This window comes from Streptomyces sp. NPDC107517 (assembly GCF_055582645.1).
Genome location: NZ_JBVJPM010000049.1, coordinates 1 through 18,816, shown reverse-complemented (window position 1 = coordinate 18,816; position 18,816 = coordinate 1). Strand labels below are relative to the sequence as shown.

General features: G+C 68.4%; 18 protein-coding genes and 3 pseudogenes. 6 read left to right on the top strand and 15 right to left on the bottom strand.

Translation table 11 applies throughout. The features are described from left to right. Nucleotides 1–4 precede the first annotated feature (4 nt). The 4 genes from ACZ67T_RS43355 to ACZ67T_RS43340 all read right to left on the bottom strand — a co-directional run bounded on the left by ACZ67T_RS43355 (nt 5) and on the right by ACZ67T_RS43340 (nt 4,210). A complete protein-coding gene (locus ACZ67T_RS43355) occupies nt 5–913 on the bottom strand; it encodes a carbohydrate ABC transporter permease (RefSeq protein ID WP_469992212.1) in 909 nt (302 codons plus the stop codon). Continuing rightward, the gene (locus ACZ67T_RS43350) at nt 910–1,851 is read right to left on the bottom strand and encodes a carbohydrate ABC transporter permease (RefSeq protein ID WP_469992210.1); all 942 of its coding nucleotides are present in this window, start codon (nt 1,849–1,851) and stop codon (nt 910–912) included. The genes ACZ67T_RS43355 and ACZ67T_RS43350 overlap by 4 nt, the downstream gene beginning before the upstream one ends. Then, entirely contained in the window at nt 1,848–3,116 is a 1,269-nt protein-coding gene (locus tag ACZ67T_RS43345) for an extracellular solute-binding protein (protein ID WP_469992208.1), read from the bottom strand. Before ACZ67T_RS43345 ends, ACZ67T_RS43350 begins: the two co-directional genes overlap by 4 nt. A gap of 74 nt (nt 3,117–3,190) precedes the next feature. Beyond that, nucleotides 3,191–4,210 (bottom strand): hydroxyacid dehydrogenase, encoded by a 1,020-nt coding sequence (locus ACZ67T_RS43340; RefSeq protein ID WP_469992206.1) that lies wholly within the window; start codon nt 4,208–4,210, stop codon nt 3,191–3,193. A 199-nt stretch (nt 4,211–4,409) separates the two neighbouring features. Between ACZ67T_RS43340 and ACZ67T_RS43335 the strand changes: the two genes are divergently transcribed. Next, nucleotides 4,410–5,552 (top strand): LacI family DNA-binding transcriptional regulator, encoded by a 1,143-nt coding sequence (locus ACZ67T_RS43335; RefSeq protein ID WP_469992204.1) that lies wholly within the window; start codon nt 4,410–4,412, stop codon nt 5,550–5,552. 7 nt (nt 5,553–5,559) lie between these two features. Here ACZ67T_RS43335 and ACZ67T_RS43330 read toward each other — a convergent pair whose 3' ends face one another. Next, nucleotides 5,560–8,511, bottom strand: coding sequence for a GH59 galactosidase (locus ACZ67T_RS43330; protein WP_469992203.1), 2,952 nt, complete (start codon nt 8,509–8,511; stop codon nt 5,560–5,562). Nucleotides 8,512–8,910: 399 nt separating this feature from the next. Here ACZ67T_RS43330 and ACZ67T_RS43325 point away from each other — a divergent pair, with 399 nt between their 5' ends. Then, nucleotides 8,911–9,378, top strand: coding sequence for a hypothetical protein (locus tag ACZ67T_RS43325; RefSeq protein WP_469992201.1), 468 nt, complete (start codon nt 8,911–8,913; stop codon nt 9,376–9,378). Nucleotides 9,379–9,415: 37 nt separating this feature from the next. On the opposite strand, the gene ACZ67T_RS43320 is transcribed toward ACZ67T_RS43325, so the two are convergent. Then, the gene (locus ACZ67T_RS43320) at nt 9,416–9,556 is read right to left on the bottom strand and encodes a hypothetical protein (RefSeq protein ID WP_469992231.1); all 141 of its coding nucleotides are present in this window, start codon (nt 9,554–9,556) and stop codon (nt 9,416–9,418) included. Here ACZ67T_RS43320 and ACZ67T_RS43315 point away from each other — a divergent pair. Continuing rightward, nucleotides 9,494–10,009 (top strand): annotated as a pseudogene (locus tag ACZ67T_RS43315) (hypothetical protein); the annotation flags it as partial. The gene ACZ67T_RS43320 and the pseudogene ACZ67T_RS43315 overlap by 63 nt on opposite strands. Before the next feature lie 106 nt (nt 10,010–10,115). On the opposite strand, the gene ACZ67T_RS43310 reads toward ACZ67T_RS43315, so the two are convergent. Continuing rightward, entirely contained in the window at nt 10,116–10,883 is a 768-nt protein-coding gene (locus ACZ67T_RS43310; protein ID WP_469992200.1) for a D-Ala-D-Ala carboxypeptidase family metallohydrolase, read from the bottom strand. Nucleotides 10,884–11,052: 169 nt separating this feature from the next. Here ACZ67T_RS43310 and ACZ67T_RS43305 point away from each other — a divergent pair, with 169 nt between their 5' ends. Next, on the top strand, nt 11,053–11,334 hold the full coding sequence (locus ACZ67T_RS43305) for a hypothetical protein (RefSeq protein WP_469992198.1): 282 nt from the start codon (nt 11,053–11,055) through the stop codon (nt 11,332–11,334). Between the two features lie 332 nt (nt 11,335–11,666). Here ACZ67T_RS43305 and ACZ67T_RS43300 read toward each other — a convergent pair whose 3' ends face one another. The 7 genes and pseudogenes from ACZ67T_RS43300 to ACZ67T_RS43270 all read right to left on the bottom strand — a co-directional run bounded on the left by ACZ67T_RS43300 (nt 11,667) and on the right by ACZ67T_RS43270 (nt 15,670). Then, a complete protein-coding gene (locus ACZ67T_RS43300; RefSeq protein WP_469992196.1) occupies nt 11,667–11,972 on the bottom strand; it encodes a citrate/2-methylcitrate synthase in 306 nt (101 codons plus the stop codon). Further along, entirely contained in the window at nt 11,894–12,511 is a 618-nt protein-coding gene (locus ACZ67T_RS43295; RefSeq protein WP_469992194.1) for a citrate/2-methylcitrate synthase, read from the bottom strand. The genes ACZ67T_RS43300 and ACZ67T_RS43295 overlap by 79 nt, the downstream gene beginning before the upstream one ends. 32 nt (nt 12,512–12,543) lie before the next feature. Continuing rightward, nucleotides 12,544–13,571: pseudogene (locus tag ACZ67T_RS43290) on the bottom strand (CaiB/BaiF CoA transferase family protein). Then, complete coding sequence (locus ACZ67T_RS43285; RefSeq protein ID WP_469992229.1) at nt 13,550–13,714, bottom strand: CoA transferase; 165 nt, start codon at nt 13,712–13,714, stop codon at nt 13,550–13,552. The pseudogene ACZ67T_RS43290 and the gene ACZ67T_RS43285 overlap by 22 nt, the downstream one beginning before the upstream one ends. After that, a complete protein-coding gene (locus ACZ67T_RS43280) occupies nt 13,711–13,929 on the bottom strand; it encodes an IclR family transcriptional regulator domain-containing protein (protein ID WP_469992192.1) in 219 nt (72 codons plus the stop codon). The genes ACZ67T_RS43285 and ACZ67T_RS43280 overlap by 4 nt, the downstream gene beginning before the upstream one ends. A gap of 121 nt (nt 13,930–14,050) precedes the next feature. Continuing rightward, nucleotides 14,051–14,506: pseudogene (locus ACZ67T_RS43275) on the bottom strand (helix-turn-helix domain-containing protein); the annotation flags it as partial. Nucleotides 14,507–15,037: 531 nt separating this feature from the next. Beyond that, the gene (locus ACZ67T_RS43270) at nt 15,038–15,670 is read right to left on the bottom strand and encodes a DUF2461 family protein (protein WP_469992190.1); all 633 of its coding nucleotides are present in this window, start codon (nt 15,668–15,670) and stop codon (nt 15,038–15,040) included. 149 nt (nt 15,671–15,819) lie between these two features. Here ACZ67T_RS43270 and ACZ67T_RS43265 point away from each other — a divergent pair, with 149 nt between their 5' ends. Continuing rightward, a complete protein-coding gene (locus ACZ67T_RS43265; protein WP_469992188.1) occupies nt 15,820–16,815 on the top strand; it encodes an alpha/beta fold hydrolase in 996 nt (331 codons plus the stop codon). A gap of 576 nt (nt 16,816–17,391) precedes the next feature. Next, the gene (locus tag ACZ67T_RS43260) at nt 17,392–17,544 is read left to right on the top strand and encodes a hypothetical protein (protein ID WP_469992186.1); all 153 of its coding nucleotides are present in this window, start codon (nt 17,392–17,394) and stop codon (nt 17,542–17,544) included. Nucleotides 17,545–18,514: 970 nt separating this feature from the next. Here the strand turns inward: ACZ67T_RS43260 and ACZ67T_RS43255 are convergent. Beyond that, the gene (locus ACZ67T_RS43255; RefSeq protein ID WP_469992228.1) at nt 18,515–18,724 is read right to left on the bottom strand and encodes a tetratricopeptide repeat protein; all 210 of its coding nucleotides are present in this window, start codon (nt 18,722–18,724) and stop codon (nt 18,515–18,517) included. Nucleotides 18,725–18,816: the final 92 nt, after the last annotated feature.

Genomic DNA, 18,816 nt, shown 5'->3' with positions numbered 1-18,816 from the left:
GGGCTCACCCCTTCACGCCCGTGGTCGCGATACCGGCCACGAAGTAGCGCTGGCCGAGCAGGAACACCGCGAGCACCGGCACCACGGAGAGGACCGAACCCGTCATGATCATCGCGGACTCGGCGTCGTACTGGCCGATGAAGGCGCGCAGCCCCAGCTGGACGGTCCACAGGCGGTTGTCCGTGAGGTAGATGAACGGACCCATGTAGTCGTTCCAGGTGTTCACGAACGTCAGCAGCGCGAGGCTGGCGAGGGCCGGCTTGGACAGCGGGAGCACGATCCGCGCCCAGATCCCGTATTCGGTGAGGCCGTCGAGGCGGGCCGCCTCGCTGATCTCGTCCGGGATCGTCAGATAGAACTGCCGCATCAGGAAGACACCGAACGCGCCGAACGCCTGCAACAGGATCAGGGACGTGTACGAGTTGACCAGGCCGAGCTTCTGCATGATCACGTACTGGGGCACCATGTACGCCTGCCAGGGCACCGCGATCGTCGCGATGTAGCCGGTGAACAGCAGATCCCGGCCCGGGAAGCGCATCTTGGCGAAGCCGTACGCCGCGAAGCTGCCGGTGAGCACCTGGAGGAACGTGATGACGACGCTCAGGAAGAATGAGTTGCCGAGGTAGGCGCCGAACGGCACCCGCGTCCAAATGCTGGTGAAATTGCTCCACTTGAACTCGTCGGGGATCCACTGGATCGGCACCGTGAACACATCACGGTCGTCCTTGGCCGACGAGATCAGCATCCAGATGAAGGGCAGCAGCACCGCGAGCGCCACCACGGCGAGCAGCACGTACAGGGCGATCTGCGCGGCGGTCCTCGACGCGCCGGAGCGTCGGTGCGCGGCGGGGACCTCGGTCGGCGCCGGGCGCGTGGACGTACCGCCGTCCTTGCGCAGCACGGTGGTGTTCATCGCTCGCTCCTTCGCTGCATCTGGAACTGGATCACCGTGATCACCAGGCAGATCAGGAACAGCGCGAGCGAGACCGCCGAGGCGTAGCCGAAGCGGCCCTGCGTGATGCCCTCACGGAAGATCAGCTGGGACAGGACGAGGGTGGAGCGTCCCGGACCGCCCTCGGTCATGACCTGCACCAGGTCGAAGACCTTGAAGCTGGAGACCGTGATCATGACGGTGACGAAGAAGGTGGTGGGCCGCAGGCCCGGCAGGGTGACGTGCCAGAACCGCTGCCAGGGGCCCGCGCCGTCCATCCGCGCCGCCTCGTACAGCTCGGCCGGGACGGTCTGCAGTCCGGCGAGGAACAGCACCATGTAGTAGCCCATGTCGCGCCACACGCTCGCGATGATCAGCGCGGGCATAGCCCAGTCCTGGTCGCTGGTCCAGCCCGGCGGGTTGTCGATGCCGATGAAGTTCAGGAACTGGTTGACCGGGCCCGAATCGGGGCTCAGCAGCATGTTCCACACCACGGCGACGGCGACGAGCGAGGTGATGTACGGGAAGAAGAACGCGGTCCGCAGGACGTGCACGCCGCGCAGCTTCTGGTTGAGCAGGACGGCGAGGCCGAGCGAGACCACGAGGGTCAGCGGGATGTGGCCGGCCGCGTAGTAGAAGGTGTTCTCCAGGGCGGCCCAGAAGTTGGAGTCGTTCCACAGCCGCTCGAAGTTGTCCAGGCCCGCCCACTTCGGGGCGGAGTACGAGTCCCAGTGGGTGAAGGAGATGGCGAGCGCGCCGAGCACCGGGACGAGGGTGAGGGCGGCGAACCCCAGGAAGTTGGGGAGGATGAACGACCAGCCGATGAGGGTGGTGCGCCGCCGCCGGCGCTTCGCGGCGGCCCGGTGGGCCGCGGAAGCGCCGGAGGACGCGTGCTCGACAGTGGTGGTGGGTGCACTCACTGAACTTCGTCCTTCACACGCTGGTCCATCTCCTTGATGCCCGCGTCGACCGACTTCTCACCGCTCATGATCATCTCGTGCTCCTCCTTGAGGATCTGGTCCACGTCGGAGGACTTGTCGCTGACCGGCATCTCCAGCTTCACCGTGTCGGGCTGCATCGCCTTGCGGGACACCTCGTCGGTCGGCATGCCGTCGACGGAGAAGAACGTGTCGAGGATCTTGCCGCTGCTGTAGGCGGGCGTGACACCGATCTTCGCGACGGCGGCGGCGCCTTCGGGGCCCGAGGCCCAGGTGACGAACTTCTTGGCGGCGTCCGCGTTCTTGGCCTTCTTGTTGACGGCGAACGCGGTCGGCGAACCGAAGGTGACAGTCTTGCCGTCGTTCTTGATCTGCGGCATCGGCGCCATGCCCCATTTGATGTCGTTCTTGCCCTGCTTCGCCTCGGCGAGCAGCGCCGCAGCCCACCAGGAGCCCATCGGGACCATCGCGGCCTTGCCGGTGGTCAGCTGGGAGTCGTAGGTGATCTGGTTGCTGGAGGCGGTGGCGAAGGGCAGCGTCGCCTTCGACTTCTGCAGGTCGAGGGCCATCTCGTACTGGTCCTTGAAGAACGCGTAGTCGCCGCCGAGCTGGTCGCCGCCGGTCTGCGCGGAGGAGATGGCCTGGACGACGGAGCGCCAGATGTGCAGGTAGGTGCCGTAGACCTTGTCGGAGCCCGAGCCCTTGGTGAACTTCTTGGCGAGCTTCGCGTAGTCGTCCCAGGTCAGGTGGGACATGTCGGTGTCGCCGACCATGTCCTTGTTGTAGAAGAGGGCCCAGAAGTCCGAGCGGTACGGCAGGGCGTAGTACTTGCCCTGGAGGTCGTATTCGCGGAGACCGGAGTACGACGCCTTGTCGAGCTTGGACGCCTCATCGGTCAGCGGCAGGAGCTGGCCGCGGGTGGCGTAACGGGCGTAGTCGGTGACGTTCTTCATCGTGAGGATGTCAGTGGTGTCACCGCCCGCCAGCATCGTGGTGATCTTGTCCGGGTAGTTGTCGGCGAGGATGTCGACCGGCTGCAAGTCGATGTCGGGGTTCTTGGCCTCGAAGCCCTCTATGAGGGCCTTGAACTCGGGCGTCGTCTTGTAGTTCCACAGCGCGATCTTCACGACGGTCTTGCCGTCGGACGACGTGGAGCTGTCCGTGCCGCTGGCGTCGCAGGCGGTGGCAGTGAGCGTCGCTGCAACGACCAGCGGCGCGATGCGGGCGAGGTTCTTCTTCAACTTCATTGCGGCGGCTCTCCTTTGAGCTCGTGGGTGGAGCAATTGAGGAAGGGGGGCGGCAAGTATCGAAGGCCGGCTGTTCAGGCGCTGAGGCCCAGGGCCCAGCTCTCCGCGGTGACCTCGGCCCGCAGCGGTTTGCGGGCGGTCCAGCGGGCGAGTTCGTCGAGGACGTGGTCGGTGAGGCGGCCGATCTCGGTGCCCAGGGATCCGGCGATGTGCGGCGTGATCATCACGCGGGCGAGGCTGCGCAGCGGCGAGTCGGCGGGCAGCGGCTCCGGTTCGGTGACGTCGAGGATCGCGAAGAGCCGGCGGGCGGCGCACTCGGCGGCCAGCGCCTCGGAGTCGACGAGAGAGCCGCGCGCGGTGTTGATGACCGTCGCGAAGTCCGGGAGCAGGCGCAGCTGTTCGGCGCCGATGAGGTGTCGTGTCTCGGGCGTCTCGGGAGCGTGCACGGACAGGACGCTGACGCCCGGCAGCATCTCCTCCAGCGGTACGAGGGTCGCGCCCGCGCGGGCCACCTCGTCCGGGTCCGCGTACGGGTCGGCGACCAGGCAGGTGGTACCGCGCAACACCTTGAGCAGCTCGACGACCTGCCGGCCGATCCGCGAGAAGCCGACGATGCCGACGGTCCGCCGGAAGTTGGACAGGTCGCCATAGCCGGTGACCGAGCCCCAGCCCCCGTACGCGCGCTCCTCGTCGGCGGCGAGGAACGGCGCCTTCTTCCCGGCGAAGATGATCGCGGCGAGGGTGTATTCGGCGACCGGTACGGCGTTGGCGTCGGCGGCACTGGTCACCTGGATCCCGCGCCGCCACACCTCCTCGTCGACCAGGTCGCGGACGCTGCCCGCGCCGTGCAGCACGGCCCGCAGCCGGGGTGCCGCGGCGAGCCGCTGCGGGGTCAGGGCGGGAGCGCCCCAGGACGTGAGCAGCACGTCGGCGCGGGCCAGGCGTGCGCGGGAGCGGGCGCTGTCGAGCTCGTCCGTCCAGCAGGGCTCGTCGAGGGCGACGAGGTCGACGAGGCGGCGCAGCCGGTCCCGGTCGAAGTGTGCCTCGAAGCTGGACCTGCTCATCACGACCAGAGCGCGGGCCTTGGTCTGCATGCGGTGCGGGCTCCTCTGCCTTTGGGCACCGCTCGCTCAGCAGGTGCCATCCATGTTTCCGGCGAGTTCCAGCCAGAAGACGCTGAGTCAGAGATAGTGGTCGCTCGCACATGTTCACCAGAGCTCGACCACAGACGAAACAACCTGAACAGATTCGAACATCGCGCCGGGCTCGGCGCCGGACGGGAGGGGACACGCCATGCCGGACCCAGCCATACCCACAGGCGGGGACCAGCTCTTCGCCACGCAACGCCGCGAACGCCTGATGGACCAGCTCAGACTGCACGGCGCGGTTCGCGTCCGCGAACTCGCCCAGGAACTGTCGGTCAGCGAACTGACGATCCGCCGCGACATCGCGGCCCTCGCCGACCGCGGCCTGCTGACCCGGGTGCACGGCGGCGCAACACTCCCCTCCGCCCTGGACCAGGAGCCGGTGCGCAGACGCCGTCTCGCGATGCCCGCGTTCACGATCGGGATGGTCGTGCCGTCCCTCGACTTCTACTGGCCGCACATCGTCAGCGGCGTCCGCAACGCGGCAGCGGCGCACGGGGTCAATGTCCAGCTGCGCGGCTCCAGTTACGACCAGGCCGAGGACCGACGGCAGATCGTCCGGCTGACCGAGTCGGGCCAGGTGCAAGGGCTGCTGCTCGCTCCGAACCTGGAGGGCCCCGGCCGACACGAGATGATCGACTGGATCGGCAAACTTCCGGTCCCCGTCGTCTTCGTGGAGCGCAAGACCCCTGACTGGACGCCGACGCCGCACCAGCTCGAATCGGTGCGCAGCGACCATGCGACCGGCCTGGAGATGGCGGTCCGCCACCTCCACACGCTCGGCCACCGCAACATCGGGCTGGTTCTCTCCAAGGGCAGCCCCACCTCGGCCCACCTGGCCGTGGGCTGGCACCGCACCTGCGCCGAACTCGGCCTGTCCGCCGACTTCCTGATCCGCGAGAGCGTCTCCCTGGACGTCCCCGGACACCGCCGGATCATCGCCGACATCCTCGACGGCTGCCGCCGCTCCCGCATCACGGCACTGATCGTGCACAGCGACCCCGACGCGCTCTCGGTCGTCCAGTACCTCACCGAGCAGGGCATCCGCGTCCCCGACGACCTGGCGCTCGTCAGCTACGACGACGAGGTCGCCCATCTCGCCGATCCCGCGATCACGGCCGTGCGCCCACCCAAGGCGATGGTGGGCCGCACGGCCGTCGAGATGATGGTGGCGCGCCTCCTCGAAGGCAGCCGCCGCCCAGCCCAACGGGCGCTCATCCTCCCGGAGTTGATGATCCGCTCGTCATCGCTCCCGACGACAGCGCCGCCGGGAGGGCCCTTCGTACGCTGAGAATCGCCTACCGGGAGACCAGCTGCCCGTAGGCCGCCCGCAACCGGCCCGCGACCTGCTCGACGCCGACGGTGTCGAGCCCGCTCTGCCCGTCCGCGGCGGCCTTCGCGGCGGCAAAGGAGTAACCGAACAGCGACCACGACGCGGCGGTGTAGTCGCTCTCGTCCGGTGTCCCGACCGCGTCCAGGGCGGCACGGATCGGCTGCGTGTCGACCACGCCGTCGACGCGCCCGCCGGAAGCAGTGTTGAAAGCGTCGAGCACGAGCTTCCCGGACACGAGCACGACTCTCACCGTGTGCCTGCCGTCCGGCAGCCCGCGCAAGGCGTACGTCGCCAGACGCTTGTCGGTGGCACGGGTCGTGGCGTCCTTGGCGACGAGCTTCCCGTCCACGTACACATCGACGACGGCGCTCCCGTCGTTGCCCCCGATGACATCGAGCCCCGTACCGCGGAACGGAACGGTGACGGACGAGCCGGCCGTCGCGCTGGTGGACGTCGACCGGTACCAGTCCATGGCATCACCGGCGGACGCCTTCCGGCTCCAGTCCCCTTCGTACGTGACCGAGCTGTCCATGTTGTCCAACTGATTGGTGGCGTAAGGCGCGTAGCCGCCCACCTTCTCCACCTTCAGATTGTCGAAGCCCGTCTTGTGGAAGTCGCTGCCGAGCTTGACGCGCCCTTCGGTCTCCGGTGTCGGGTCGTCGTACGTCGCGACCTGCTGACCGTCCACGAAGGCGCTGACCGTCGCCCCTTTCGTCTCGACGGCGAGCCGGTACCGGTCGGCCGCGGCGACCTTCCCCTGCGCGAGGACGATCCCGTACTCATAGAACGTCCAGGCGCCATCGGCCCCGATCCGCAGGTTGTAGGCGGCATCACTGATCGCCATGCCCTTCTGCTGCCGCACACCGAGCGCCGCGAGCCCACCGCCCGCGTCCGGGAACGACACGTCCACGGAAGCCTTGTAGTTCTCCCAGCGGAAGTCGCCGACGGTGGTGTTGGGGGTGTTCTTGTTCCAGGCGGCGGTGTCCTTCATGGACTGGTCCATGTACTGGTACAGCACACCGTCGTTGCCCACCTCCCACGCGCCGGTCTGGTCGACCATGTAGCGGGGCTGGTTGCCGCGCGAGGCGAGGTAGGGCTGGGACGAGTTCCCGACGCGGACCTTGCCCTCTTCGTCGTACGCGAAGTCATCCGCGTACAGGTACCTGTCGTGGGTGTCGTTGCGCTTGCCGCCCGCGTCGGTGTCGAGGACGGCGCGTTCACCGGACTGGGGCAGCCGCTGCTTCGTGGCCGCGTCACCGCTCTTGTCGAGCGTCGTGAGGGTGGTGATGGACCGCGGCTTCACCGTGTACGTGTACGTGCCCTCGCCGTCCGGCCGGATCTCCCCGGCGAGGTGCTTGAAGTCGGCGTCGTAGCGCTCACCGGCGTCGGCCGCGCGGGTCTCCCACGCCTCCATCGTCGAATCGCTGCCGAGCCGCAGATTCTCGGCCTTGATGCGATAGGTCCTCGGCTGGTCGCTGTCGTTGACGACGACGGTCGAGAAGTCCTTCTTCGCCGGATCGGCCAACGTCATATAGCTGGGGGCGCCGTTGGAGCCGTCGAGGTTCTCGGTGCCGCTCACGCCGCTGTAACTGGCCTCGGGAATCGTGCGCCAGATCCCCGCCGTGTTCGTGCCGTTCTCCCAGCCCGTCCTGGCGAACTGGGTGAAGTGCTGCATGACGTAGAGCGCCGCGTCGTAATGCAGGTACCCCGACCACGGATCCCGCGCGCTGACGAGTTCTTTGTGGCTGTACTGGGCGCCTTCGTAGAAGGACCCGATGGCGGGCTGGAAGATGTAGTGGGTGCGCTTGGAATTGGCGTAACCCTTGACGACACGATTGGCGACGTCGAGAGCGCTTTGCACGCCACCGATGCCGGTACTGGTACCGCCGGGCCCCTCGGTGTTGTTCACGCGGTAGTCGGTGAACCCGAACGACCCGGTTCCCTCGCTGTACCAGACTTCCTTGTCCTGCCCGTTCGGGGTGTCACCGGTCGCCAGCTTGGTGTACGGCTGGTACGTCGCACTGTCTGCGGTCCCGTCGAGCCGGTCGTCGGTGTTGTAGTGATAGCCCACCGCGTCGACTATGCCGAAGAGTTCGGTGTCGGTGAGCAGCGCAGGACCGATCTTCTTCGAGGTGTTCTCGTCCGAAGCGACGATCTTGATGGAGTGGTAGGCCTTGGCGACCTTGTCCCGCTCACCGGCCGGAATTCCATAGCGCGCGTCAGCGAAGTCCTCATCGCTCGTCAGCGCGTTCTTGTACCACTTGATGAACGAGATGTCCGGCGTCCCCGTCTCGTTCTTGTCGGGGTTCACGTAGTCGACCATGTACCCGTATTTCTGGTACACGTCGAGAATGGTCTCCTTGTACCACTGGTACATCTCATCGGTACCGGTGCCCTTGTTCCACTCCTGCTGAACCCACTGCGGCATCTCCCACCGCAGAACGGAGACCTTGAGCCCCGGGTTCACCGTCTTGGCGTCGGCAGCGAGCTGGAACCCCGGGGAACGGGACGCGTCGGCGAGTTCGTCCGCCGTCCGCATGGTCGCCGGGTCGGACCCGGTGGAGGTGTTGGTGTCCGACCCCATCTCGACCTTGACGTGGTTGATGAGAGGGTTCGCACCGCCGAACAGGGTCCGGACGAGCTGCCAGTACCTCTCGGGGTGCTCGGCCTTGTAGTCCATCAACAGGTTGCTCGTACTGTTGCAGCTGAGAATGCCGAGGCCTTTGAACGTCAGGCCGTTGACGTTGTCGGCGTGTATGTCGTTGCCGTCGACGACGACGTCCACAGGGTCGTCCGCGGCATGCGACGCCGGCGCGGAGATCAACCCCGTGCCCAGCATCACGGCGGCGGCTGCCGCGAGCGCCGCCCACCTCGGTCTCGTTCTCCTCTGTGCACGCGTCTTCGTCTCTGTACGCATCCAGCATCGATCCTCTGCGTCGTCCGGTAGCTCGTCCGCCTCGTCCTGGCTCACGGGCGGGAACATGACACAACGGCACGGTTCAGGTTCTCTACAGATCACTCGCACACGACCAGAGTCGTTCGCATCCGAACAGTGTCCCTACGACCGAGAGGTGAACCGAAAGAACGCGGCACCGTGCGCGGGCACCTCCGGCGTGAGCCGCGTCCCGGCGTGCGTGACATCGCTGCGGGTCCACAGCATCGTCCAGGGGCAGCGGCATCAACAACGGCTGCCCGATCGCGCGCCGACGATCGCACTTACCCCTCCCAGGGGTGACACCACAGCTGTCTACGGCACGTCTGGCATCGCTGACTCGCTACGAAGATCACGTCCCATTCGCGATCTTCGAGGAGTTCCGTGCACATCATCGCCCGCGCAGCCACCCTGATGGCCACTGTCGCCGTACTCGCTCTCCCCGCTTCAGCTGCCGCTCACGCCGCGCCCGGCCCGTTGGGCAGCACCGGTGACGTCATTACCACCCCGCTCCAGTTCGCCCTCAAGGTACTGCCGGTCAAGGACGAGGACCGCACCGGCTACCAGCGGACCAGCTTCAAGCACTGGATCGATGCCGACAAGGACGGCTGCAACACCCGGGCCGAAGTCCTCAAGGCCGAAGCGTTCATGACGCCCGAGCAGGGCCCGAAGTGCAAACTCACGGGCGGGCGTTGGTACTCCGGGTACGACGACCAGTACATCGACGGAGCAAGCGGCCTCGACGTCGATCACCGCGTACCGCTCGCCGAAGCCGGGACTCGGGCGCCTCCCACTGGAGCGCAGCAGAGCGCCAGGCATACGCCAACGACTTGGGTGACGACCGTTCCCTGATCGCCGTGTCAGCGAAGTCGAACCGGAGCAAGGCCGATCAGGACCCATCTACGTGGATGCCGCCGGCCCAGGGCAACCGCTGCGAGTACGTGCGGGACTGGATCGTGGTGAAGGTGCGCTGGCAGCTCACTCCGCCGGTCCGCGCCTGGTGGCGTTCCTGCGCGGGCAACAGGCGCACGCTGCCTCCATGGTCGGCGACCGCCACCAGGCCCACACCCGACTGCGGGAGGCCGAGGACGCGCTGTCGAAGGCGGACAACCGGCGCGACGCGATCGGCGGCTACGACCGGACTGCGTGGCTGTCCCATCTTCCGCATGTGCTCTACGAGGAACGAGACCTCCCCGGCAGCATCAGAGCTCTCAAGCAGTCGATCCGAGTGCAGCCCCCGCAGGAGCGCCAAGGCCTGGTGCACTCCTACGCGATGCTGGCCCAGCGCCATCTCGCCCACGGGCATCTGGACGCCGCCTGCGCATCATGGGGCCGATTCCTCGACGAGTACGAACACGTCTCCAGCGCCCGCGACGACGACCACTTCCAGACGATGCGCGCAGAGATGCGCCGGCACTCGGCAACCCGCCCTGTCCGGGAGCTGGCAACCCGAGCACGCCAGGTCGCGATCCTCAAGGCGTGAACACAAGGCGCAGTTGGCGGGACGGGACCCCAGGTGGCGGGGAGGGTCGATTCGGCTTGACTGCCGACCCCAGCAGGATCATTTCTTGGTGGGGTCGGCAGCAAGGCTAAACGGTGCCGTTCTCCCACCACCACGCCCGGCCCAGGTCCGCCCGGCTGTCGACGTGCTGGTGGTCCGCGGTGTACGTCTCCAGGCCCGAGAAACCGCAGGTCTCCGCTCTCTGGTAGACGGTCTTGTTGGACACCCCAGAGACGGCGAGGTCGGCCGCCGTGCCGTAGAGATGCATGCTGTCGCTGGCGCCGCCGACGTCGGCGTTGTGCGCGATGCTGCGGAAACCGGAATTGACCGTGATCGCAACGTTGCCGAGCTTCTTGCGCAGCGCCTCCAGCTTGTACATCGCACGGCGGACGTTCTCCTTGACGTCGGCCGCGCTCAGCTTGCCGCCGGAGAAAGTGCCGCTGATCCGGTCGGTGAACTCGCTGAAGTCGAAGTGCGCGGTCGAACTGTCCGACTGCTCAAGCGCGTTGAGCTGCGCCTGGGTCGCGGGCCCGGCGCTGCCGTCGACGGCGAGTCCGTAGGCGGCCTGGAAGCGGCGCACCGCCGCTGCGGTACCCGAGCCGAAGTCGCCGTCCACGGCCACACGGCTCTGGCTCGCGCTGTCCGCGGCCCACCCGGCAACTCTGATCTGCAGCTCGGTCACGTCGGCGCCGGTGGACCCCTGGCTCAGGGTTCGCGACCAGGAGTAGGCCTGCGCGGCACCCGTCACCAGAACGGGGCCCAGTACGACGCCGATGCCGGCGGCCAGCGTCCCGCGCAGTGCTGTACGGCGGTCGAACGGGCGCGGAGCGGAAGAAGAGGGGAACGCGGAAGCCATCGTCGTCCTTTCACGGACCTGTCGCAGCAGCGTTGATGTCACACGCCAGTGTCATGGACATGGAAATCAAAGGGAAGAGTGCAGAATCCGCCCCCGACCCCTCGCGATGCCGGCACCCACCGGAGCGAAGAGTGCGGGCATCGGACCGTCCAGGACAGCAGGGTCGGCCTTGGACCGGTTAGTCTTCGCCGACATCGCGATCAAGGAGCGGGTATTCCCAGGTTGTTGGCGTAGGCCTCCCCGTTCCACCCGCGACGCCCCGGCCCCCGAGCCGTACGACTGGACGTGCACCTGCGGCGCGGCCCAGTCCTTCCCCACCGAGCACGGCGTGTTCCCCACCGCCTGGCGGCACACCCACCCCACCCGCTTCGACCGGCTGCGGCATTGGGCCGCCCGCTGGTTCCCCACCCGCACCACCCGCACCACCCGCACCACCCGCACCACCCGCTGAGAAGCCATCCGCTTTCCGAACGTCGACACGCCACGCGGCAGCTGCGGTTGAGCCGTCCCAGGCCGCGGCGACTTGACGGGCACGGTCTGTGCGTACATCCGCATCACCGCCGACCGCCGCCTTCTGGCTGCCGCAACCGGAGACGGCCGCCAGGCCGACAGCGGACAAGGCGATCCCAGCCAGCAGACCGATCAAGCGTGATGCCCTGATGCGCATGTTTCCTCCCGGACGAACAGAGCGGCAGCTTGCTGTCGTCTGCCCTTGTGACGTGGCCCGGCCGGAACGGGTTCATCCCGGCCGCCCGCATCCAGCGGTCCGTGACGGGCTTCTGGCTACGGCCTCGGCGCATGTTCCGAGATGAACAGGTCGCGCGGGGCCACGCCGTGGTAGCCCGCGAGCAGCGGCCTGGGCAGCGGTCCCTTGATCCGGGCCCCGCCCTCGTACTCCTCCCAGGCATGCGCCAGCACTCCGACGCTGCGCGAGAGGACGAACAGGCCGCGTGCCAGTTCGGCGGGGAAGCCCAGCTCGGCGTAGATGATGGTGGTCGCCCCGTCGATGTTCATCGGAACCGGGCGGGTGCGGCCCTGCGCAAGGGCCGTCTCCAGAGCGAGGCTGGCGGCCAGCGCCCGGCCTGGCACCTTCCCCGCCTCCACCGCCTCCCGCACCAGTGCGGGCAGCGGATCGCGGCGCGGGTCGTGCGGGTGGAAACGGTGTGACCGAAGCCTGGGATGTACGCCTTGCGCTCCCTGAACTCCCTGACCATGTCCCGAGGTCGGGCGCCGGTGACGATGCGCTCCAGGACTTGCATGCACTGCTGGCCCGCCCCTCCGTGTGTGTCGCCGAGTAGCCCGGCGCCGGTGGCGACCGCGCTGTTGAGGCCGACTCCGCAGGTGGCGGCCATCCGGGCGGCGGCGATGGATGGCGCCTGCGGTCCGTGGTCGACTGCCGAGACCAGGGCAGCCTCAAGGAGCCTGCCCTGTGCGGGAGTCGGCAGTTCGCCGCGCAGCATCAACCAGATCTGTTCGGCGAAGGTGATGCGGCCGATGAGCTGCTCGACCGGGTAGCCGCGCAGCAGGATCTCGCCGGGGCGGATGCGGCTCACGGCCGTGGACCACCAGTCGGTGACTCTGTCCTGTTCGATCAGCGTTCCCTCGGTGGGTTCGGAACCTTCCGGCATCACACCGCTCCCTTCGCGCGCATTTCCTCGATCTACCGTGCCCCGTAACCGAGTTCGGCCAGAACCGTGTCCGTGTGCTCGCCGAGGAGCGGCGGCGGGGCGTGCGGCCCTGTCGGTGTGCCGTCGACTTGGATGGCGCTGCCGAGGACCTCCAGCAAGCGGTCGCGTCCGTCGGGGAAGGGGAGACGGTGGACGAAGCCGCGGGCCGCCAGCTGGTCCAGACCGAGCGCGTCCGGCACGGTCAGGACGCGGGCCGCCGGGACGCCCGCGTCGGAGAGGATCTCCTCCCACTCCTTCGCAGTGCGCAGTGCGAGCCCGTCCTCGACCTCGGCGCGCAGCTCGTCGCGGTGCGTCTTGCGGTCGGCGGGGTGCGCGAAGTGCGGTTGGTCAGGAGGTCGTCGCGGCCGACGAGGCGGCACAGGGTCGCGAACTGCTGCTGGCGGTTGGCCGCGATGTTGAGGTGTCCGTCGGCGGTGGTGAAGGTTCCGGAGGGGGCTGCGGTGAAGTTCTCGTTGCCCATCGGCTGCGGGGTGCGGCCGGTGATCAGGTAGTTGGAGGTGACCCAGCCCATTGCAGTGAGCGCGGCCTCCAGCATCGATACGTCGAGGAGGGCGCCCTCCCCCGTTCGCGCGCGCCGCACGAGCGCGGCCGCGATGGCGTACGCCGCCGCCATGCCGCCCAGGGTGTCCGCGACGGGGAACCCGGCGCGCAGCGGCGTGACGTCGGGGGTGCCGGTGACGCTCATCATGCCGCTGAGGCCCTGCACGATCTGGTCGTACGCAGGGCGTTCGCGCATCGGCCCGGTCTGCCCGAAGCCGGAGATGGCGCAGTAGACGAGGCCCGGGTTCTCGTGCCGCAGCGTCTCCCAGCCGACGCCGAGGCGGTCCATCACACCGGGCCGGAAGTTCTCCACGAGGACATCGGCGTCGCGCACGGCCCGCAGCAGGGCCTCCTTGCCCGCCGGGTCCTTGAGGTTCAGGGTCAGGGAGCGCTTGCCGGCGTTTTGAGCGAGGAACGAGGCGCCGAGCAGGTCCTCACTCAGCGCGCGGTCGGCGCCCAACTGCCTGCCAGATCACCAGATCCGGGCATCTCGATCTTCAGGACGTCTGCGCCCTGGAGGGCGAGTTGGTAGCCCGCGAAGGGACCCGCGAGGACGTTGGTGAGGTCGAGGACGCGTATGTCCTCCAGGAGTGCCGTGCTCATCTGGTGGTGCCTCCGATGCAGTCGAGGGCGGTGAGTGCCGCGGCGGACTCGACGAGGAGCTTCGCGAAGTCGGCGACGCTCTCGTCGGTGAAGCGGGTGGTGGGTCCGCCGAGTGCGAGGGCGACGACGACGCGCCCGCCCTTGTCGAAGACCGGCGCCGCGACACCGGACACGCCCGTCTCGCGCTCTCCGTGGCTGGCCGACCAGCCCGTCACCGCGGCGTGCTGCGCTCTCCCACAGCAGCGCGGGCCAGTTGTCGTGGGGGGCGCCGGCAGCGACAGTCTCGATGTCGGCGCGTTCGGCGCGGGAGAGCAGGACGTGGCTGGCGGCGCCGGACCACAGCGGCATCTCCTCGCCGACGCGGACGACGTGGCGCAGTGTGCGGGTGCCCTCGTGTCGGGCGATGCATACGAGGGCGCCCTGCTGACGCACGTAGAGATGCACCGCCTCGCCGCCACTGGCTTCGCTGAGCTGTTTCAACAGGGAGAGAGCCGGCTCGGGCAGCTTCCAGGTGCTGCTTGCCAGTTCGCCCCAGCGCTGCAGGCCGGGGCCCGGCACGGTGCGGCCGTCGCCGCGGCTCCACAGCAGGCCGCACTGCTCCAGCGTGTGCACGAGCCGTACGACGGTGCTCTTGGCCAGGCCCGTCTCGTCGACCAGTTCGCGGACGGTGCGGGCGGGGTGGTGGCGAGCGGACTCACAGCGGGGACGGTGGCACTGTCGCGCGAGACCCGGCACAAGGAAGACCCTGCGATGCGCTCCCCGGCACCTGCCCAGACTCAGGGCCTCGAGCATCGGATGTGACGCCGGTCGGCAAGGGTGGAGCAGCGGCACCGAGGCCGCCGCTCTCCCGTTCCCGAAGCCAGGCACCGGACAGGGGCGGATGGGCGGGATCCGCGCCAGCCCCCTACCCCGGCGTCTGGCGGTCCATACGACCGTATCTCCGCCGTTAGCCTCATCACTGATCAGGCGGCCCAGCACCGTGCCACACGGCCGCGCGGGGTCCCACCCGGGACGGAACGGCGATGTGGTCGGCTGTGCGGGGGTGCCGTACGGCGGGAAACGCGGGGGTCGTTCTGCCGCCGTATGTTCGACCGCAACATCGCGCCGCGCGGGGCATCGCCCCGGTCCGCGCCTGCATTCTCAAACTGCTGCCGGATGTGTTCTCCGGGGTCCGTCTTCGACCGTGCTGTCCCCTGGCCGAGGTGCCGGACGAATATCGGGCGATGGACGACCGGTCGGCGCTGAAGGTGCGCATCACCTTCTGAGCGCGGGGGCCAGCGGCATGGGTGCGGCCTTCCCGTGCCGTGCGGCGCCCTCGTGATGTCAGGCGGCGCGCTTCACGTGGCGGACCAGCCACATCAGCAGGGCGTCCAAGTCGGCGGCAGCCGAGAGGACCCGGTCGACAGCCTCGGAGGTGTGCAGCCACTCCTCGCAGCCGAGGGGACGGGCGGCGATCAGCGAACGGTGGCGCAGCAGGTTGGTACGGGGGTGGTCAATCGGATAGCCGCGCGGGGGGCGTTTCATCACGTCCCCGGAGATGTCGTAGCCCTTCTTCCGCACGTCCTCGACGATGGCGGACAGTTCGCGTCCGCTCCGCTCGGAGGCGACGGCTTTGCGGAACATGTCCACCTGGCCGGGATCGGGGTACCACCAGGCGCCCTGGATCCGCAGGCCGTCCAGGGCGAATCGGAGACTGATCTCGATCTTGCGGCCGAGTCGGATCACCGCGCCCTGGTGCTGCCACCACCAGGAGTCGGTGCGATAGTGCCAGACGGAGAAGTCCTCATACCGAGGGTCGGTGTCCGCGATCTCGTTGAGCAGGGCGATCATCGGCTGCCGGACCAGGCGTTCGCGGTCCGCGCGGTAGCGCTCGCGGGTCGCGTGGGTGGGTTCGCCCTGGAGCTGCCACAACACGTCCATGGCCTGCTCCGGCCAGCCGGTGAACTGTCCGCGCATGCGCGGAGGATAGCTCACCCACTGACATCGTGAAGGCTGTGCTCGTCCTCCACTACGCCTCAACATGAAGATGGCAAACGCTCAGTGTTCCGCGCGACACATGGGCCTAGTCTGACGGAAGTTGACGGAGCACGATCCAAGGAGGGGCCGTGGCGGCGCACATCGAGGGCGTGGAGCATCACAGCATCAAGGTCAAGGGCCTGACCCTGCACTACGCGGCTGCGGGCGACGAGGACGCTCCGCTGGTGGTGCTGCTGCACGGCTTCCCGGAGTGCTGGTACTCCTGGCGCCACCAGCTCACCGCGCTCGCCGCGGCCGGCTACCGCGCCGTCGCCCCGGACCAGCGCGGCTTCGCCCGCAGCGACGCGCCGGCGCCCGTCGAGGCGTACACGCTGCCGAACCTCGTCGGCGATGTCGTCTCACTGGTACGGCAGTTGGACCGCGAGCGCTTCGCCGTGGTCGGCCACGACTGGGGCGCCCCCGTCGCCTGGCTCACCGCGCAGCTGCGCCCGGACCTGGTGCGCGGCGTCGTAGGCCTGAGCGTGCCGCCGCCGGTGCCGGACCCCGGGGACACCCCGCCGCTCACCGCGCTGTCGGAGATGTTCGACGGCCGCTTCTACCAGAACTACTTCTGCCAACCGGGCGTGGCCGACGCCGAGTTCGCCGAGGCCCCGGAGAACACCTTCCGCCGCTTTCTCTACGGAGCAAGCGGCGACAACCCCCAGACCGACCCGCCCCCGCAGCCCCTCGTGCCCCCGGGCAGCACCTTCCTGGAGACCCTCGCCGAGCCGAAGGAACTGCCGGCCTGGCTGACCGAGGACGACATCGCGGTGTTCACCGAGGAGTACCGGCACAACGGCTTCACCGGCGGTCTGAACCTGTACCGCAACATCGACCGCAACTGGGAACTGGGTGCGGCCTGGGACGCCCTCCCGATCCAGGTCCCCGCACTCTACGTCGTAGGCGACCGCGACCTGGTGGGCGTCTTCCCCGGCATGGACCAGCTCCTGCCCGCACTCCAGCAGCTGAACCCGACACTCCACCCCACCGTCACCCTCCCCGGCTGCGGCCACTGGACCCAACAAGAACGCCCGGCCGAAGTGAACGCGGCACTGCTCGACTTCCTGGGCGGCTTGCCCGACTGAACCCGGCCGCCCGCCGCGCGGTCAGGCTCCGGCCTCGGCCCCACCCTTCAGGACAGCGACGATCTCCTCGTCCTCGAGATGTCGTCGTGCTCCTCACCTGGTACACCCTGCGGGACCCGGACCTGACGCCGACGCTCTTCGACAAGATCTGCCTGCCTGGATGCCCGACTGCGTTTCGAGCTGGTGACCACGGCGCGATGGTCAACGCCCTGTGGGCGTGGCTCTGCCACCGACTGCCTTGAAGGCCGAGGGCTGATGAATAGGTGGCACTCGCCGGGCGCCAGCTCGCGCCTGGGCCCAGGTGTGCGGGACCCCCGCTACTGTTCCACAGAGCTTCCTGGGCTGGTCTGGCGAGGCGCAACCAACTCAAATTCGCAGGTACCTTGCCAACAGCCGTTGGGCCATCTCGTGGTCATAGAAGGTGGCCATCTCGAGTCGGTACGGCTCCTCTGGAGTGCTCACCCGGCCATCCTCGGTGCGCTGCGCGCCGAATCGACCCGGGGGTGCCGTGGGCGGACAACCCGACCCGACCACGCAGGGCGCGCCGGTGATGCCCGGGCCGCGCGCGGGCGGACCGTGGGCGGCACCGGCCCGCTCACCGCCGCGGCGTCGTCGTGGCGGGCGGTGTATCCGCCCTTCGACCTGGCGGGCACGGTCGCCCGACTCGCCGCCGAGGACGCGGCCGCCGACCGGGCCCGGCGCCGCCCTCGACGACCAACCGCCCGGTAGGGGGCCGGGCAGGACGGAAGTCCGTCGTGATCACGCCGGGTACGCGAGATGAAGTTGGGTCGGCCTTGCCCAGCCGAAGTGACCTTCTGTCGTCAGCTTGCGGTCTCCGAGGCCCAATTGACGTTGCCGGTGTTCGCGGCGTGCCTGCCTGAGATCCATCCGCCGCGCTCTCGGAGCAGGTACCAGATCTCGTTGCCGTCGATGACGTGGCACGCACCTTGCACTGCAGGCCCACCCTCTCCCCGGCGTGCAGCACGCCGAGCCTTGAGGAGTCATCACTCGGATACTGACGGATGTTCACCCCGCTCTCGCTGGTCACGGAGGCGTACGGCCGGTTCGGCGTGGAAGCCATCTGTTCCTCCAAGTAGGACGGCCCAATTGTTTGCGTAACACTACGCAGTGATCATCTAATCGAACGTAACCACCAGTGTCTAACCCGCCACGGCGGTGGGTCCGGCATCCCCTGCCCTTGGCAAGTCCGCATCCCCCTCCCAGACGCCCCGGATGGCAAGACTTGCGGGGCTAACCCCCGCCTCTTCCAAGATCGCTGCGGCTCGTCGACCGACGGGCCTCAGCCGACCTGGGAGCCGTCATGTCCCCTGCACCACACCAGCGTTGTCAGCCTGCCGGGGCGGCCACCGCGCCGACCGACGGTGGAGGGACGGCGGCAGGGTGCGCCTCGCACGCGATGACGCTGCGGTGGCGGGCCCTGCCAGGAGCGGCCGCGCGGCGGGGCGCCCCGTGCGGCGGGAAACTCTCCTGCTGGAGGCTTCCGTTCACTTCACGGAGGGGCGGCCCGGCCTCTACCGTGAGCAGGGTGTCTCTCCCATCCGCGCCGTTGCCGGCGTCGAGCGTGGCGGCGTGCTCGGTGACGGCCGCTTACTCGTCCGCGGAGAAGGTAACCGTGATCTCGGTCTTGAGCACCAGACCACGTACCGCGTAACACTCCATTTCCTGCCAGGAGATCCGATCATCTCCGGCGAGTCGGCCAGCTGCGCCACCGCCAGCCAAGGGGCCGATACCAACGCCGTTGGGGAGGCTGCAGCAGTTGCGCCAGTCGCCTCAAGGCCACGGGGTCGTCAGGGTCGACGGCATGCCGGTGCTGGTACAGCTGCTCTGCTCCTTCAGTGTCCCCGGCTTTCTCACGCAGCCGCGCCAGTTGCGTCAGGACCGTAAGCACTAGTACTCCAGCAGGATTTCGCTGTCTGACCTGGTCTTTTCGCCGGGTGGCGGGAGTGTAGCGGGACTTCGATCGTGCGGGGGCGGTCTCAC

Excerpts from the sequence above, each read along its gene's own strand:
- ACZ67T_RS43355 (WP_469992212.1), bottom strand. The coding sequence starts at position 913 with ATGAACACCACCGTGCTGCGCAAGGACGGCGGTACGTCCACGCGCCCG.
- ACZ67T_RS43345 (WP_469992208.1), bottom strand. The coding sequence starts at position 3,116 with ATGAAGTTGAAGAAGAACCTCGCCCGCATCGCGCCGCTGGTCGTTGCA.
- ACZ67T_RS43340 (WP_469992206.1), bottom strand. The coding sequence starts at position 4,210 with ATGCAGACCAAGGCCCGCGCTCTGGTCGTGATGAGCAGGTCCAGCTTC.
- ACZ67T_RS43335 (WP_469992204.1), top strand. The coding sequence starts at position 4,410 with ATGCCGGACCCAGCCATACCCACAGGCGGGGACCAGCTCTTCGCCACG.
- ACZ67T_RS43330 (WP_469992203.1), bottom strand. The coding sequence starts at position 8,511 with ATGCGTACAGAGACGAAGACGCGTGCACAGAGGAGAACGAGACCGAGG.
- ACZ67T_RS43310 (WP_469992200.1), bottom strand. The coding sequence starts at position 10,883 with ATGGCTTCCGCGTTCCCCTCTTCTTCCGCTCCGCGCCCGTTCGACCGC.
- ACZ67T_RS43295 (WP_469992194.1), bottom strand. The coding sequence starts at position 12,511 with ATGCCGGAAGGTTCCGAACCCACCGAGGGAACGCTGATCGAACAGGAC.
- ACZ67T_RS43285 (WP_469992229.1), bottom strand. The coding sequence starts at position 13,714 with ATGAGCACGGCACTCCTGGAGGACATACGCGTCCTCGACCTCACCAAC.
- ACZ67T_RS43270 (WP_469992190.1), bottom strand. The coding sequence starts at position 15,670 with ATGCGCGGACAGTTCACCGGCTGGCCGGAGCAGGCCATGGACGTGTTG.